Source organism: Aquabacterium sp. G14, assembly GCF_037482285.1.
In the GTDB taxonomy this organism is placed as follows: Bacteria; Pseudomonadota; Gammaproteobacteria; order Burkholderiales; family Burkholderiaceae_C; genus Aquabacterium.
On sequence record NZ_JBBEYB010000013.1, the window covers coordinates 23250 to 38251 of the forward strand.

At 66.8% G+C, this 15002-nt stretch carries 14 protein-coding genes; 8 read left to right on the top strand and 6 right to left on the bottom strand.

Translation table 11 applies throughout. The annotated features are described in order from the left end of the window. Positions 1–36 precede the first annotated feature (36 nt). The 4 genes from WIT60_RS13255 to WIT60_RS13270 all read right to left on the bottom strand — a co-directional run bounded on the left by WIT60_RS13255 (position 37) and on the right by WIT60_RS13270 (position 4030). A complete protein-coding gene (locus tag WIT60_RS13255; protein WP_339584371.1) occupies positions 37–981 on the bottom strand; it encodes an alpha/beta fold hydrolase in 945 nt (314 codons plus the stop codon). A gap of 117 nt (positions 982–1098) precedes the next feature. Further along, complete coding sequence (locus tag WIT60_RS13260; RefSeq protein ID WP_339584372.1) at positions 1099–1791, bottom strand: histidine phosphatase family protein; 693 nt, start codon at positions 1789–1791, stop codon at positions 1099–1101. Between the two features lies 1 nt (position 1792). Continuing rightward, a complete protein-coding gene (locus WIT60_RS13265) occupies positions 1793–3025 on the bottom strand; it encodes an acyl-CoA dehydrogenase family protein (protein WP_339584373.1) in 1233 nt (410 codons plus the stop codon). A 66-nt stretch (positions 3026–3091) separates the two neighbouring features. Then, positions 3092–4030 carry a LysR family transcriptional regulator gene (locus WIT60_RS13270; RefSeq protein WP_339584374.1) on the bottom strand — a complete coding sequence of 313 codons (939 nt, stop codon included), beginning with the start codon at positions 4028–4030 and terminating at the stop codon, positions 3092–3094. A 358-nt stretch (positions 4031–4388) separates the two neighbouring features. On the opposite strand from WIT60_RS13270, the gene corA reads away from it, so the two are divergent. The 8 genes from corA to WIT60_RS13310 all read left to right on the top strand — a co-directional run bounded on the left by corA (position 4389) and on the right by WIT60_RS13310 (position 12485). Beyond that, complete coding sequence (gene corA / locus WIT60_RS13275) at positions 4389–5348, top strand: magnesium/cobalt transporter CorA (protein ID WP_320366676.1); 960 nt, start codon at positions 4389–4391, stop codon at positions 5346–5348. 1 nt (position 5349) lies between these two features. Next, a complete protein-coding gene (locus tag WIT60_RS13280; RefSeq protein ID WP_339584375.1) occupies positions 5350–6504 on the top strand; it encodes an MFS transporter in 1155 nt (384 codons plus the stop codon). 176 nt (positions 6505–6680) lie between these two features. Beyond that, entirely contained in the window at positions 6681–7883 is a 1203-nt protein-coding gene (locus tag WIT60_RS13285) for a 3-hydroxybenzoate 6-monooxygenase (protein WP_339584376.1), read from the top strand. 18 nt (positions 7884–7901) lie between these two features. After that, a complete protein-coding gene (locus tag WIT60_RS13290) occupies positions 7902–8957 on the top strand; it encodes a cupin domain-containing protein (protein ID WP_339584377.1) in 1056 nt (351 codons plus the stop codon). An 80-nt stretch (positions 8958–9037) separates the two neighbouring features. Continuing rightward, on the top strand, positions 9038–9739 hold the full coding sequence (locus WIT60_RS13295) for a fumarylacetoacetate hydrolase family protein (RefSeq protein ID WP_339584378.1): 702 nt from the start codon (positions 9038–9040) through the stop codon (positions 9737–9739). An 18-nt stretch (positions 9740–9757) separates the two neighbouring features. Further along, positions 9758–10396, top strand: coding sequence for a maleylacetoacetate isomerase (gene maiA / locus WIT60_RS13300; protein ID WP_339584379.1), 639 nt, complete (start codon positions 9758–9760; stop codon positions 10394–10396). Positions 10397–10581: 185 nt separating this feature from the next. Beyond that, a complete protein-coding gene (locus tag WIT60_RS13305) occupies positions 10582–11919 on the top strand; it encodes an MFS transporter (protein WP_339584380.1) in 1338 nt (445 codons plus the stop codon). Between the two features lie 89 nt (positions 11920–12008). Further along, positions 12009–12485: a MarR family winged helix-turn-helix transcriptional regulator gene (locus WIT60_RS13310; protein ID WP_339584381.1), complete on the top strand. Its 477-nt coding sequence runs from the start codon at positions 12009–12011 to the stop codon at positions 12483–12485. Here the strand turns inward: WIT60_RS13310 and WIT60_RS13315 are convergent. Together WIT60_RS13315 and WIT60_RS13320 are read right to left on the bottom strand one after the other, a co-directional pair. After that, on the bottom strand, positions 12460–14289 hold the full coding sequence (locus WIT60_RS13315) for an ATP-binding response regulator (RefSeq protein ID WP_339584382.1): 1830 nt from the start codon (positions 14287–14289) through the stop codon (positions 12460–12462). The two genes, WIT60_RS13310 and WIT60_RS13315, sit on opposite strands and share 26 nt — an antisense overlap. Continuing rightward, a complete protein-coding gene (locus tag WIT60_RS13320) occupies positions 14286–14972 on the bottom strand; it encodes a response regulator transcription factor (RefSeq protein WP_339584383.1) in 687 nt (228 codons plus the stop codon). Before WIT60_RS13320 ends, WIT60_RS13315 begins: the two co-directional genes overlap by 4 nt. Between the last annotated feature and the right edge of the window lie 30 nt (positions 14973–15002).

Consider the following 15002-nt stretch of genomic DNA (forward strand, 5'->3'; position numbering starts at 1 on the left):
GACGCGGTCTGGCTCACGCCATGCGCCTGATACGGATCACGGCACGAGGAAGGCCTGCACGGCGGCCACGGTCTGCTCCGGGTCCTCTTCATGCGGCACATGCCCCAGCGCGTCGAACATCACGAGGCGACTGCCGGCGATGTCACGCTGGAAACGCAAGGCGTTGTCCGGCGGGATCAGGCGGTCTTGGCCGCCCCAGAGGATGAGCGTGGGCTGGCGGACCTGCGGGATCTGCGCGGTGAACTCACCACTGGGGCTCTGGCGAAAGCGTTCGACCAATGCGCTGCGGTTGCCGGAGTGCAGGGTGAGCTCTTGATAGCGGTCGACCAGTTCGGGGGTCACCTTGGACGGGTCGCCGTAAACGTTGCGCACGCTCGACTCGATCATGCGGCGCGGCAGGGTGTGCTCCATCATGGGCCGCAGGGCCGGGATCTGTGCGATCTTGAAGCCGATTGGCATGGAAGCCGGATCGAAGGGGTAGCCAGCCGCATCGACCAGCACCAGCTTGCTGACGCGCTGGGGATGGTCCACCGCGATCTTCCAGGCCAGGTTGCCTCCGAAGGAGTTGCCCGCCAGCACAGCCTGCTGCACGCCCAACTGGTCGAGCAAGGCGATGACGAAGCTCACGTAGCGGGTGAGGCGGTAGTCGCCATCGGGCATGGGGCCGGTGAGGCCGAAGCCAGGCAGGTCCATGCGGATGACGCGGCGCTGGCCTTTGAGGGCCTCCGTCCAGCCGTCCCAGGTGTGCAGGCTGGCCGAGGTACCGTGCAGCAGCACGATGGGCTGTGGGTCGGTGCGGGGGCCCTCGTCGCGCAGGTGCACCTGCATGCCTTGCAAGGGCATGAACTGCGAGGGCGGTGGGGCCCAGCGTGCGGTGAGGGTTTCGACCGGGCGGTCGGGCGCCCAACTCAGGGCCAGGCCCACGCCCGTGACGGCCACCAGCGCCAGCAGCACCCCGGCTGCGATCTTGCCTGCACGCATGTCCTCGCTCCCTTTTTGTGAAGCGGCCATCTTGGCACGCGTCAGCGCCGGGAGCCGTGGCTCCCCCGCAGGCGGGGCAGGGCCACCCCACGAATCAAGGGCGATTCAGCGATCAGTTCAACGGTAGGTCAGCAGACCCGGCTCGCCACCTTCCAGATGTGCGTGCTCGTTGACCGACACCAGGTGCAGGCCATCGCGACCGCTGACGATCTTGGTGATGCCGGTGTTGGCCAGCGTCCAGTTGATGGTGAAGGCTTGGGCGTCGCTCAGACCCAGCAGGTGCGCACACATGACACTGATGGTGCCGCCCGAGGTGAAGACCACGGACTGCCCTTTCGGCGGCGTGGCCTGCACCAACTCGTCCAGCGCTGTGACGCAGCGCAGCTTGAAGACGGACCAGGGCTCGGCGTACTCGTCGTCGTGGTTGCCGCCCACCCAGCGGCTCACCGCGTCCTGAAAGAACTTCTGGAAAGCCCGGCGTGGATCGCCACTGGCGGCCATGTCGGCCATCATCACGGCCTTGCGGGCGTAGCGGGGCTCGGCCACTTCGATGACGTTCTCGTGATCGAACTCGTTGACGCCAGGCAGGGTCTGCACCGGCAGGCTCACCCCGAGTGCGGCGAGGGCGCCCGCAGCGGTCTCGCGGTGGCGCTGCATGGTGCCGCTGAACACGACATCGGGCCGCACCCCACGCGCCCGCAACGCCCGGCCGACCACGCCGGACTGCTGGTGGCCCAGCGGCGAGAGCGCGTCGTAGTTGTCACTGCCAAACGAGGCCTGGCCGTGGCGCACGAGGTAGATGGCGCCCATCTCAGTGCTTGACCCCGTACTTCTTGAGTTCCAGACGGGCGATCATGCCCTTGTGGACCTCGTCCGGACCGTCCGCCAGGCGCAACGAGCGGGCCTGGTTGAAGAACATCGTCAGCGGGGTGTCGTGCGAGACGCCGGCGCCGCCGTGGATCTGGATGGCGAAGTCCACCACGTTTTGCAGCATCGTGGGTGCGACCACCTTGATGGCCGACACGTCGGTCAGCGCGCTCATCACGCCCAGGGTGTCGATCTTCCAGGCGGCTTGCAGGGTCAGCAGGCGAGCCTGGTCGATGGCGACGCGGCACTCGGCCAGGCGTTCGCGGTTGCCGCCCAGGTTGATCAGGGGCTTGCCGAACGCGGTGCGCTGCAGGCCGCGCTGGATCGCCAGCTCCAGCGACTTTTCGGCGGCGCCAATGCAGCGCATGCAGTGGTGGATGCGGCCGGGGCCGAGGCGCCCCTGGGCGATCTCGAAGCCGCGGCCGGGGCCGGAGATGAAGTTGCCAATGGGCACGCGCACGTTGTGGAAGTGGACCTCGCCGTGGCCGTGGGGTTCGTCGTACTCGCCGAACACGGGCAGCATGCGCTTGATCTCGACGCCCGGGGTGTCCATGGGCACCAGCACCATGGAGTGCTGGTGGTGGCGGTCCTTGCTCTCGTCGGGCGTCAGGGCCATGAAGATGCCGATCTTGCAACGCGGATCGCCCACGCCGGACGACCACCACTTCTTGCCGTTCAGGACGATGTGGTCGCCGTCGATCACAGCGGTCGCGGCCATGTTAGTGGCATCGGACGAGGCCACATCGGGCTCGGTCATGAAGAAGACAGAACGGATCTCGCCGGCCAGCAGGGGCTTGAGCCATTTCTCTTTCTGCTCGGCGTTGCCGTACTTCCAGATCACCTCCATGTTGCCGGAGTCGGGCGCGTTGCAGTTGAAGATCTCGGGCGCCATCATGGAGCGGCCGGTTTGTTCGGCACTGAAGGCGTAGTCGAGCACGCTCAGGCCCGCGCCCAGTTCGGCATCGGGCAGGAAGAGGTTCCACAGGCCTTCTTCGCGGGCCTTGGCCTTGAGGGCTTCGACGCGCGGCGGGATCTGCCATTCGGTCCATTCACCGCCGTGGCGGCGCTTGAGGATGCCGGCCCAGTGCTCGGCCTCAATGGGCGCAATGTGTGTGTCGATGAAAGACCGCACACGTTGGGCGGTCTGGGCTGCGCGTTCACTGGGCTGGAAGTCCATGGCTGTCTCCTGAGGTCTGGGAAACGATGCTACGCCGCCCCAGGCTGTGCATCAAATGATGAATTTTCATCGCAAGTCATGCACATCACGCATGGCCTGGCAGGCCGCCTCGCCCACACAGGTGCGCATCCAGCGGTGCACTGGGTCGCCCTCGCGGTCGGCATGCCAGTACATCCAGATGCCCATGGGCGGGATGGGTGCCTGCAGTTCGCGCAGCACCAGCGGCAGGCCACGCGTCAGGCCTTCGGCGTAAGTACGTGGCAAGGTCAGCAAGGCGCTGCTGTGGGCGACGACGTTGGCGGCGGCGAAGTAATGCTGGCAGCGCAGGATGACTTCGCGCGGGCCGCGGCCCAGGCCGGCCCACACCGGCTGCAAGGGGTCGGGGCGCTCGGGTTGCAGGGCCACCATCACGTGCTGGCAGGCAAAGTAATCGTCCAGGCTGACGGGGCCGCCGGCCAGCGGGTGGTCGGCGTGCATCAACACGGCCAGGGTTTCGTCGGCCAGGTGCTCGCCGCGGATGCGCGGACCCACCCGGCGCTGACGGTCGATCACCAGGTCCACCTCGCCAAGGGTGAGGGTACGCTCCAGCGCGTCGCGGGGCACGCGCACGCTGGTCAGGCTCACGCGGGGGGCTTCCAGCGCCAGCCGCGCGATCAGGGGCGGCAAGGCAATGGCTTCGAGCACGTCGCGCATGCCCACGCGCAGGGTCATGTCCAGGGTGGCGGGCTCGAAGCTGTCGGCCTGCGCCATCAGGGACTGCAGGCCGCGCAGGTGGGCCTGCACCTCCCCGATCACGCGGCGCGTCAGCTCGGTGGGCACCATGCTGTTGCCCTGGCGCACGAAGAGCGGGTCGCCCCACAGGCGACGCAAGCGGGCCAGGGCGTGGCTGACGGCGGGCTGGCTGAGGTGCAGGTGGCGCGCCGCGCCCGAGATGCCGCCATGCTCATACACGGCATCCATGACGCGGAACAGATTGAGATCGAGGCGAGTGAAAGGAAGGGCCATGGCCGTGACCTTACACCGCCCACTCCCATCACACCGCGACCACAGGGCGGACTTTTTTGGTGCATTGCAACACCCGCAAGGCAGAACGGCGCGCGATAATGGCGCGATGGCCGATTTCATCGGCGCTTTGGAGCAATCACCTTGGACAGTCCCCATCGGTGACCGCCCACTCCAGCCACCTGGCCGCCCTGCCCTGCCCTGAACAGGACGCGGCGTCGGGTGCGGCCCGTCGGGCTGCCTCAGGCAGCATCTCGATGCGGGCCTCGCGGGAGGGGGCGGCAACCTTGACACCCCCTATCCCTCGACCTGCGAGCGTGCACGCCCTTGAGCGCCGTGCCGCCCCTGTGCTGGAGTTCCCATGCTCAACGTGTTCACGCTGGCCAACGGCCGGCTGTTTCAGGAAGAAATCGACAGCCTCGACGGGCTGACCACCGCCCGCCCGGTCTGGGTCGACCTGGAAGACCCGTCGCCGGAAGAAAAGAGCTGGATCGCCGTGAAGTTCGGCCTCGTGATCCCGGCCGACATCATCGACGACGACCTGGAAGAATCGGCCCGCTTCTATGAAGAAGACGGCGCGATCCACATCCGTTCCGACTTTTTGATCGACGATGACGAAGCCCCGCGCAACGTGCGGGTGGCCTTCATCCTCCACGACAACGTGCTGTTTTCGGTTCACCGTGAAGACCTGCCGGTGTTCCGCCTGCTGCGCATGCGCGCGCGCCGCATCCCCGCCCTGATCGAGGACGCCAAGGACGTGCTGCTCAAGCTGTACGACGCCGATGCGGAGTACTCGGCCGACACGCTGGAGGGCATCTACGATGATCTGGAAAAGGTCAGTCGCCGCGTGCTGAAAGACGAGGTGCACGACCAGGCCGCCGGCGAGGCGCTGGCGGCGATTGCACGCCAGGAAGACTTGAATGGGCGCATCCGCCGCAATGTGATGGACACGCGCCGCGCGGTGAGCTTCATGATGCGCGCGCGCATGCTCAACGCCGACCAGTTCGAGGAAGCCCGCCAGATCCTGCGCGACATCGACTCGCTCGACAGCCACACGGCCTTCCTGTTCGACAAGATCAACTTCCTGATGGACGCCACGGTCGGTTTCATCAACATCAACCAGAACAAGATCATCAAGATCTTCTCGGTGGCTTCGGTGGCATTGCTGCCACCCACACTGATCGCCAGCATCTACGGCATGAACTTCCAGTACATGCCCGAGCTGAGCCAGAAGTGGGGCTACCCCCTGGCGCTGTGCCTGATGCTGCTGTCCATCGTGACGCCGTTCTGGTTCTTCCGTCGCAAAGGCTGGTTGAAATAAGGTGCATCGGCTGGGACTGCCGCCCCTGCCCGCGGGCCTGTGGCGGGTGATGATGGGCACCGCGCTGGTGGTGCTGAGTTTCAGCCTGCTCAACCCGGTGCTGGCCGTGCGCCTGCAAACGGCGGGCGTCAGCAGCACGGCCATTGGCAGTTTTGCGATGCTGTCCTTCGTGAGCGTTGCGCTGCTGATCCCGGTGGTGCCCCATCTGTTTGCCAAAGTCGGCGTGGGGCGAGCTTACCGGCTGGGTCTGGGGCTGGAGCTGATCGCCTGCCTGGGCTATTTGCTGACCGACAGCTACGCGCTGTGGTGCGCCCTGGGCCTGATGAGCGGTGTGGGCGCCGCCGCCGCGTGGAACGCCACCGAGGCGCTGATTGCGCACAACGTGCCGGCCACCCACCGCGGGCGCCTGACCGGCTTTTATCAGGCCATCTTGGGGGCCGGCATGGCCTTGGGCCCCTTCCTACCGGGCATGCTGGGGCTGGGCCCACTGCAGGCCAATGCGGTGGCGGCCGCGGGCCTGGCGCTGGGTCTGAGCCTGACCCTGGTGCCGGCCGTGAGCCAGCTGAAAGCCATGCACGAGGACCGGGAGCCCATGGGCCTGATCGCGGCCTGGCGTTTTCGGCCCTGCTTGGTGTGGGCGGCTGTGGTGGGCGGGGTCTTCGAAGTGGGCCTGGGCACCATCACCACCGCCTATGGCTCGGAAATCGGGCTGAACCTGGCGGCCGCCACCTCGATTGCCGGTGCCCTGGGCATGGGCAGCTTTGCGCTGCAGTATCCGCTGGGCTGGCTGGCCGACCACGTGGCCTCGCGCCGCCTCTTTGCCCTCGGGGCCAGCGTGCTGGCGCTCAGCGGCGTGGCCTTTGCCTTCGCCACCCAGTGGCCCGCGTTGATCTGGGTCTGTGCGACCTTGTGGGGTGCAATGGGTGGCGCGCTCTACACCCTGAGCATGATCCGCGTGGCGCACGACTTCGCCGACTCCTCGGCGCTGGCCGGCACCTCCGCGATGATCGCGGGCTACACCGTGGGCGGCTCACTGGGCCCACTGGTCAGTGGCTGGGCCTTTGACCATGTCGGCGTGGCCGGGCAAGGCGCCTGGCTGGCCTTGCTGGCGGTCAGCCTGCTGTGGCTGCAAGGACGCTCGTGCCTGCAGGGCTGAGGTGCGGGCACCCGCACCTGACAACACGTTCAACGCGACATATTCACGCCGCTGCGAGACCAACTGATCATCCTATGGTCTGCACCTAGGGTTTTCCTTGATCTGCAACAATCTATCAATCACTATACTGATTGTCAGTATGCTGATGATCAGCGTGAGATCCATGAGGAGCGCACATGAACGACAAGGTTTCGAATCTCCCCGTCCTGGTGGCGGGCGGTGGCATCGGCGGCTTGGCCGCTGCTCTGGCGTTGGTGCGCCAGGGTTTCCAGGTGCAGGTGTTTGAGCAGGCCCCTGAAATCGGCGAAATCGGCGCCGGCATCCAGCTCGGCCCCAACGCCTTCCATGCGCTCGACGCGCTGGGCGTGGGCGAGAAGGCCCGTTCGCGCGCCGTCTTCACCGACTACATGGTGATGCACGATGCCGTGGACGCCAAGCTGATCGGCAAGATCCCCACCGACGAGAACTTCCGCAAGCGCTTCGGCAACCCCTACGCCGTGATCCACCGCGTGGACATCCACCTGTCGCTGCTGGAAGGCGCCAAGGAGACTGGCCGCGTCGAATTCTTCACCAACACCCGCATCGAGAAGGTCGAGCAAAACACCAACGGCGTGACCGTGACCGACCAGAACGGCAAGCAGTGGCAGGGCGCGGCCCTGATCGGTGCCGATGGCGTCAAGTCCGTGGTGCGCACCCAGTACGTCAACGACCCAGCCCGGGTGACAGGCCATGTGGTCTACCGCGCTGTGGTCGACAAGAGCGAGTTCCCCGACGAGCTGAAGTGGAACGCCGCCAGCCTGTGGGCCGGCCCGAACTGCCACCTGGTGCACTACCCCCTGCGTGGCGGCGAGCAGTACAACATCGTCGTGACCTTCCACAGCCGTGAAAAGGAAGAGTGGGGCATCAAGGAAGGCAGCAAGGAAGAAGTGGAAAGCTACTTCCAGGGGATCGACCCCAAGGCCCGCCAGCTGATCGAGCTGCCCAAGACCTGGAAGCGCTGGGCCACCGCCGACCGCGAACCCATACCGCAATGGACCTTTGGCCGCGCCACCCTGCTGGGCGACGCCGCCCACCCGACCACGCAGTACATGGCCCAAGGCGCCTGCATGGCCCTGGAAGACGCCGTGACCCTGGGCGAAGCCCTGCGCGTGCACAACCAGGACTGGGACGCCGCCCTGGACCACTACCAGCGTTCGCGCATCCCGCGCACCGGCCGCATCGTGCTGTCGGGCCGTGAGATGGGCCGCCTGTACCACGCCAAGGGGGTCGAGCGCCTGATCCGCAACGACCTGTGGAAGGGCCGCACGCCCGAGCGTTTCTACGACGCCATCGAGTGGCTGTACGGCTGGAACGTCACCACCTGCCTGGCCCAGGACTGAACTTCAGAAGGACCCCTCATGCAAAGCCACGATCGTTTTGACACCCTGGGCCGCCTGGAAGACCTGCCCCAGGACTACCGCGACAACCTGACCGCGCAGAACCTGGTGCCCCTGTGGCCCAGCCTGCGCGCCGTGCTGCCGCCCGAAGTGCCGGCCCGCAAGACCCAGCCCACCCACTGGCCCTACGCCACGCTGCGTCCCCTGCTGATCCAGGCCGGCGAGCTGACCCCGATCGAAAAGGCCGAGCGTCGCGTGCTCGTGCTGGCCAACCCCGGCCACGGTCTGGAAAAGATGCAGGCCAGCGCCGCCATGTACCTGGGCATGCAACTGCTGCTGCCCGGTGAGCTGGCCCCGGCCCACCGCCACACCCCCAACGCCATCCGCATGGTGGTCGAAGGCGAAGGTGCCTGGACCCTGGTCGACGGCGAGAAGTGCCCGATGAGCCGCGGTGACCTGATCCTCACCCCGACCGGTCTGTGGCACGAACACGGCCACGACGGCGACCAGCCGGTCGTGTGGCTGGACGTGCTGGACCTGCCACTGGTCTATTACACGGAAACGTCCTACCACCTGGAAGGCCCGAGCCAGTCGGTCAAGCAAGGTGAAGGCGTCAAGGCCTTCGGCCGTGGCGGCGTGAGCCCCACCACCGTGTTTGAGCGCAGCAACAAGGCCTATCCGATGCTGCGTTACCCCTGGGCCGACGCCCGCGCCGCGCTGGTGTCGATCGCCGACAACGAGCCCGACACCGAGTGCGTGCAGGTCGCCTATGTGAACCCGGTCACCGGCGCCGACGCCGAAAACATCCTGGGCTTCTACGCCCTGATGCTGCGTCCCGGCCAGACCCTGCGCCTGCCGGCCCGCTCGCCCGCCCAGGTCTTCCACCAGATCGAAGGCAGCGCCGACGTGCAGATCGAAGCCACCTCGTTCACACTGGCCGAAGCCGACACCTGCTGCGCGCCGGGCTACACCGCCGTGACCTTGAAGAACCGCTCCGCCAGCGCGCCGGCCTTCCTCTTCGTGGCCGACGAAGCCCCGCTGCACCGCAAGCTGGGCGTGTACGAAAACCGCGGCTGAAACGACACCCGCTTCGCCACCTGAACCACCGGACCGGGGTCGCTGCACAGCCACCCCGGTCGATGCATGAAAGACACACCATGACCCCATACCTGTTCAACCCGCCCGCCGTTCAGTCCCTGCCCATCCGCGGCAAGCAAGAGCAGTTCCCGATCAACCGCCTGTTCTTCGTCGGCCGCAACTACCATGCGCACGCCGTCGAAATGGGCCGTCCGGTCGACAAGTCGGTCGAGCGTCCTTTCTACTTCACCAAGTCGCGTGACACCCTGGTGCTGAGCGGCGCCACCGTGGCCTACCCGCCCGAAACCAAGAACTACAACTTCGAGATGGAACTGGTCGTCGCCATCGGCGCCGAAGGCTTCCGCGTCTCGCAAGAAGACGCCCACAAGGTCATCTACGGCTACGCCGCCGGCCTGGACATGACCCGTCGTGACATCCAGCTGGTCGCCCGCGACAAGGGCCGTCCCTGGGACCTGGGCAAGGACGTCGAACAGTCGTCCGTCTGCACCGAGATCGTCCCGATGGAAGGCGTGATCATCGACCAGGCCGACATCGCCCTGCAAGTCAACGGCGACACCAAGCAGCACTCCAACGTCGACAAGCTGATCTGGAACGTGCGCGAAATCATCGCGGACCTGTCGCAGTTCTATCACCTGCAACCTGGCGACCTGATCTACACCGGCACGCCCGAAGGCGTGGGCGCGGTCGTCCCCGGTGACAAGATCACCGGCCAGGTCGAAGGCGTGGCGGAAGTTTCGCTGACCGTTGGCGCACCCGAATAAGCCTGCCAGGAGCCCCTCATGAAGCTCTACAACTTCTTTCGCAGCGGCACCTCGCACCGCCTGCGCATTGCCCTGAACCTCAAGGGGCTGCCCACGACGTACGTCCCTGTGGACCTGCGCACAGAGCAGCACCTGAAAGACGAGTTCAAGGCCATCAACCCGCAAGGGCTGGTGCCCGCGCTGGAAGTCGACGGCCAGGTGCTGATCCAGTCGCCCGCCATCATCGAGTGGCTGGAAGAGACGCACCCGACGCCGGCCCTGTTGCCGGCCGGCGCGGCCGAGCGCGCCCGCGTGCGTGCCCTGGCCGCCATCGTCGGCTGCGACATCCACCCGATCAACAACCGTCGCATCCTCGAGTACCTCCGCAAGGAGCTCGGCGCCAACGAGGACGCCGTGAACGCCTGGTGCGCCACCTGGATCACCGCAGGCTTTGATGCCTATGAGGCCCTCCTCGCCGCCGACACCCAGCGCGGCGAGTTCAGCTTCGGCCACACGCCGACGCTGGCCGATGTGTACCTCATCCCCCAGGTGGAAAGCGCCCGTCGCTTCAAGGTCGACCTCGGCCGTTGGCCTCTGATCAGTGCCGTTGATGCGGCCTGCGCCAAGCTGGACGCCTTCCGTCTGGCCGCTCCCAGCCAGCAGCCCGACGCGGCCTGAGGCCGCCGGTTTTTCTCGATTGTTCGATTTCGACGCCCTCTGACCCCACCACAAGTGCGGTCAGGCGGCACTGCCTGGTCTTTCGCGCCCAAGAGGCGTGAAGGGCCACGTGCCTTTGCATTCTCGGGTGGGTGCTGACACCCTCAGCGCCCGCCCCAGCAGGCCCCGCGCCACCAGGCATTGCCATGACCACAATCTCCCGAACGCTCGACGTTCAACAATTCCTCAACGCCCACAAGCTGTCCTGGGCCCAGATCAGCACCCTGATCCTGTGCTTTCTCATCGTCGCTGTGGACGGCTTTGACACAGCGTCCATCGGCTTCATCGCCCCGGCCATCCGTGCCGAATGGGGCCTGACGCCCAAAGCACTGGCCCCCGTGTTCGGTGCGGGCCTGGGCGGCTTGATGGCCGGCGCCTTCATCTTTGGCCCGCTGGCGGACCGTTTCGGCCGCAAGACCATCTTGATGGTGTGCGTGGCCTTCTTTGGGCTCGCCAGCCTGGCTTCGGCCTACTCCACCTCGCTGGAAATGCTGATCGTGCTGCGCTTCCTGACCGGTCTGGGTCTGGGTGGCGCCATGCCCAACTCGGTGACCCTCAGCTCCGAATACGCCCCCGAGCGCGCCCGCTCCATGCTGGTGATGACCATGTTCTGCGGCTTCACGATCGGTTCGGCCCTGGGCGGCATCGCCGCGGCCCACATCGTGTCCACCTGGGGCTGGCGCACCGTGCTGGAGATCGGTGGCATCTTGCCCTTGGCCCTGCTGCCCGTGCTGGCCTTCGGCCTGCCCGAATCGGTGCGCTACCTGGTCATGAAGGCGCACAAGCCCGAGCAGGTGCGCCAGACCCTGCAACGCATCGCTCCCCAGGCAGACCTGCGTGACGTCACCTTCACGGTGGCCGAGCAGGCGCACACCGGCTTCCCCGTCAAGCACCTGTTTGCGCCCGCGCTGCGGGCCGGCACGCTCAAGCTGTGGCTGACCTTCTTCATGTGCCTGCTGGTGATTTACCTGCTGTCGAGCTGGTTGCCCACGCTGATCGCCAGCACGGGCATGTCGCTCAAGGACGCCTCGCTGGTCACCGCCATGTTCCAGGTGGGCGGCACGCTGGGTGCCATCGCCCTCGGCCCGCTGATGGACCGCTTCTCCCCCACCCGTGTGCTGGCCGTCGTCTACAGCCTGGCCGCCGTGTGCACCTGGCTGATCGGCCAGAGCACCGGCAACACCACCATGCTGGTGCTGGCCGTGTTCGGCGCAGGCGTGACGGTGTCGGGCGGACAGGTGGGCGCCAACGCCCTGGCTGCGGCGTTCTACCCGACCGCCAGCCGTGCCACGGGCGTGAGCTGGGCCAGCGGCATCGGCCGCATCGGTTCGGTGCTGGGCTCCATGGCCGGTGGCTGGATGATGGCGGCCGGTCTGGGCATGCCCACGCTGTTCCTGATCGTCGGCATCCCCTGTCTGATCGCGGGCATCACCATGTTCACCATGGCCAAGGTGGGCCGCGTGCAACTGGTGGACGCCCACTGATCCCAAGGGCTCGCCGCACCGAGCCCGCACGTCCCATCCGATAAACTTGGCGTGTCCGCGCGTGCGGACGCCGCCGTCACCGCCTGCCCATGTCGTCTCCTTCCGCCCCGATCGATGCCCAAGCCCTGGAAGAACTGCCCGGCTTCTACATCCGACGCCTGCAGCAAATCGCCGTGGCCATCTTTCTGGAGGAGACGCAGGACTTCGGCATCACGCCCGTGCAGTTCGCGGCGCTGACCGCCATCCAGCGCGAGCCCGGACTCGATCAACGGACGCTGGCCGGCCGCATTGGCTTTGACACCTCGACGCTGGGCAGCGTGATCGACCGACTGGAAGCGCGAGGTCTGGTGGTGCGCAACAACAGCCCCACCGACCGCCGGGTGCGCCTGCTGAGCCTGACCGATGCGGCCCATACCTTGCTGCGCGACATCGACCCCAGCATGCGCCAGGCGCAGTTGCGCATGCTGGCACCGCTGCCACCCGAGCAACGCCTGGTTTTCATGGACATGTTGCGCACCCTGGTGGAGGCCAACAACGTCCTCAGCCGGGCACCGAGCCAGGCTTGATGCGCGCCCCGGCCTGACTCAGGTCACGCAGCAAACTCTGCAGCAAACCGGCCGGGACCGGCTTGTGCAACAGCGCCAGCCCATGCGACTGGGCGTCGTGACGACGTTCGGCAGCGGTGTCTCCGGTCACCAGCACGGCAGGCACCGACCACCCCAGTTGCGCACGCACGGCGGCCACCGCCTCCACACCCGTTTGACCTTGGCGCAAACGATAGTCCGCCAGCACCACATCCGGGGTGGCCTGCGACAGGCACTGCAAGGCGGCCTCGATCGAGCCCACCACCTCGCAGTGCACGCCCCAGATCCCCATCAGATCATGCATCGCCTGTCGCACGCCCTCGTCGTCCTCGATGAGCAGAACCCGCAGGCCCCGCAAATCGGCCGCTGCCTCGGGCACCGCGTCAACTTCCTGCGGCCGCTTCAAGCCCATGGGGAGCGCCACACGGAAGACCGTGCCACGCCCCGGTCGTGAGCGCAGGCTCACCTTGCCGCCCATGGCTTGGGCCAAACCACGCACGATGGCCAAGCCCAAGCCCAGCCCGTTGCGACGGTCACGTTGCGGGTTACCCAATTGCTGGAAGGCGCGAAAGATGAGCTCGTGCGACTCGGGCGGGATGCCCATGCCGGTGCCCCACACCTCGATCACCGCCTGCCCCGCACGGCGTCGTGCGGCCAGCAAGACACCGCCGTGCTCGGTGTAGCGGATCGCGTTGAGCAACAGGTTGCGCACGATGAGCTCCACCAGCCCCGGATCGGCAAAGGGCACCAAGGTCGTGTCCCGCATGCGCAGGTTCAGCCCCTTGTCGGCCGCCCATGGCGCGAGCTCCCGCTCCAGCTTGTGGAACAGGGCCTGCAAGGCAAAGCTGCGGGGCTGAGGCTGCACCATCCCGGTTTCCACCTTGGAGAAGTCCAACAAGGTGTTGAGCATGTCGCTGGCCGCCGCATTCGACGCCTGGGCATGCTCCAGCAAAAGTGCCTGGCGTGCGTTGAGCCCTGAGCGCTCCAACGACCCCAGGAACAGCCCTGCGGCATGCAGGGGTTGACGCAGATCATGGCTGGCCGAAGCCAGGAACAAGGTCTTGGCGCGGTCCGCTTCTTCGGCCTTTTGCTGAGCCCGCTCCGCCTGCTCACGCGCGGCCTGTGCCTGCTGAGACTGCTCCTGCAGGCGACGCACCAGATCCTCGTTGTCCAGGCGCAAGGCCAGGGCCCGGGTCACCGCCACACCGGTGTGACGCGCATACAGCGCCATCACCACAAGGTAGAGCACCCCGCCGATGCCCAGTGCGGTCATCACCGGGTCTTGCCAACGCAGCATCGCCCAGATCAAGGGCAACATGCAACTGAGCCAGAACAGCTGCGCCAGGCGCCAGACCGGCGCAAACACCACCAGCCCCGCCGAACTCAATCCGGCCATCACCCCAACCACGATGTGCAAAGACGCCGGCCGAGCCGGATCGACAAAGCACAGCGGCAAGACGCCCCAGCTGCCACCCAGCCCCAGGCAGAGCCACCCCATCACAGACCGATAGCGGTGGGCCGTGCTCGCCCCGTCGGGGCCATCGGGGCGCGGCAAACGGTGGTGCAGCACACAGCCCAGAGCACACAGCAAGGTGACCCACGCGGCCCATGCCATCACGCGGCGGTCGTCGAGGGCATACAGGAAAGCGGCCGCGGTGAGCCAGGCGGCCAGCGCCGACGCGCGCAAGGACGTCCCGACATTGCCATCGAGCAACGCCAACTGCGCTGCCAGCAAACGCGGCGAGGAGGCGGCGGCCGGGCTGCGCAGCCAGGCCAGCGACTTCATGGCCTCACCCACCCTCGGGCCAGGGCTGCCGCATAGGCTTCCTGCCGGCTGGTGGCGTTGAGACGCTCGGTCAGGCTGGAGACCTCGGCGCGGACCTCGCTCTCGCTGAGACCCAACTGTCGCGCGATGGCCTTGTTCGGTGTCCCTCGCCCCAGGTAGGGCAGGATGGCCTGTTGATGCGGGGTCAAACCATCGGGGAGCGCGGGAACATCGATGACCGCCTCGTTGGCACGACAGGCCATTCCCCCGCGGTGGGGGCGCGCAGGCATGGGCTGCGTGGACGCCAGGGTCTGGGCAAAGGTCGGCTGCCCGGACATGGCGGCACGCACGGCCGCGACGATCTCGCGGGCCGAGGCCACCTTGGCAACCAGGCCGGCCGCGCTTTGCTGCTGGGCCTGGCGCGCCCGCTCGGCATCGACCTGCGCCGACATCAGCAAGATCGGACAGCCGGGGACCAGGGCTTGCAATTGCGCCAGGTTGTCGAGCCCATGCCCGTCGGGCAACTGGATGTCGAGCAAGACCAGATCGGGCCTGAGCTCGCTGACGCTGCGCAGAGCCTGAGCCCAGTCGGCCGCATGGCGCAAGACCGCCTGCGGCCAATGTTCAGCCAGCATCATGCCCAGCCCGGTGCGAAACAGGGCATGGTCGTCCACCAGCAGGAAACAAGGTGCAGAGGGGTTCATGAGCGAGACGCTTGAGGGCCATCAAGTATC

What these genes read in the sequence shown, in the direction of transcription:
- WIT60_RS13255 (WP_339584371.1), bottom strand. Translation starts at nt 981, where the DNA reads ATGCGTGCAGGCAAGATCGCAGCCGGGGTGCTGCTGGCGCTGGTGGCC.
- WIT60_RS13260 (WP_339584372.1), bottom strand. Translation starts at nt 1,791, where the DNA reads ATGGGCGCCATCTACCTCGTGCGCCACGGCCAGGCCTCGTTTGGCAGT.
- WIT60_RS13265 (WP_339584373.1), bottom strand. Translation starts at nt 3,025, where the DNA reads ATGGACTTCCAGCCCAGTGAACGCGCAGCCCAGACCGCCCAACGTGTG.
- WIT60_RS13270 (WP_339584374.1), bottom strand. Translation starts at nt 4,030, where the DNA reads ATGGCCCTTCCTTTCACTCGCCTCGATCTCAATCTGTTCCGCGTCATG.
- corA (WP_320366676.1), top strand. Translation starts at nt 4,389, where the DNA reads ATGCTCAACGTGTTCACGCTGGCCAACGGCCGGCTGTTTCAGGAAGAA.
- WIT60_RS13285 (WP_339584376.1), top strand. Translation starts at nt 6,681, where the DNA reads ATGAACGACAAGGTTTCGAATCTCCCCGTCCTGGTGGCGGGCGGTGGC.
- WIT60_RS13290 (WP_339584377.1), top strand. Translation starts at nt 7,902, where the DNA reads ATGCAAAGCCACGATCGTTTTGACACCCTGGGCCGCCTGGAAGACCTG.
- WIT60_RS13295 (WP_339584378.1), top strand. Translation starts at nt 9,038, where the DNA reads ATGACCCCATACCTGTTCAACCCGCCCGCCGTTCAGTCCCTGCCCATC.
- maiA (WP_339584379.1), top strand. Translation starts at nt 9,758, where the DNA reads ATGAAGCTCTACAACTTCTTTCGCAGCGGCACCTCGCACCGCCTGCGC.
- WIT60_RS13305 (WP_339584380.1), top strand. Translation starts at nt 10,582, where the DNA reads ATGACCACAATCTCCCGAACGCTCGACGTTCAACAATTCCTCAACGCC.
- WIT60_RS13310 (WP_339584381.1), top strand. Translation starts at nt 12,009, where the DNA reads ATGTCGTCTCCTTCCGCCCCGATCGATGCCCAAGCCCTGGAAGAACTG.
- WIT60_RS13315 (WP_339584382.1), bottom strand. Translation starts at nt 14,289, where the DNA reads ATGAAGTCGCTGGCCTGGCTGCGCAGCCCGGCCGCCGCCTCCTCGCCG.
- WIT60_RS13320 (WP_339584383.1), bottom strand. Translation starts at nt 14,972, where the DNA reads ATGAACCCCTCTGCACCTTGTTTCCTGCTGGTGGACGACCATGCCCTG.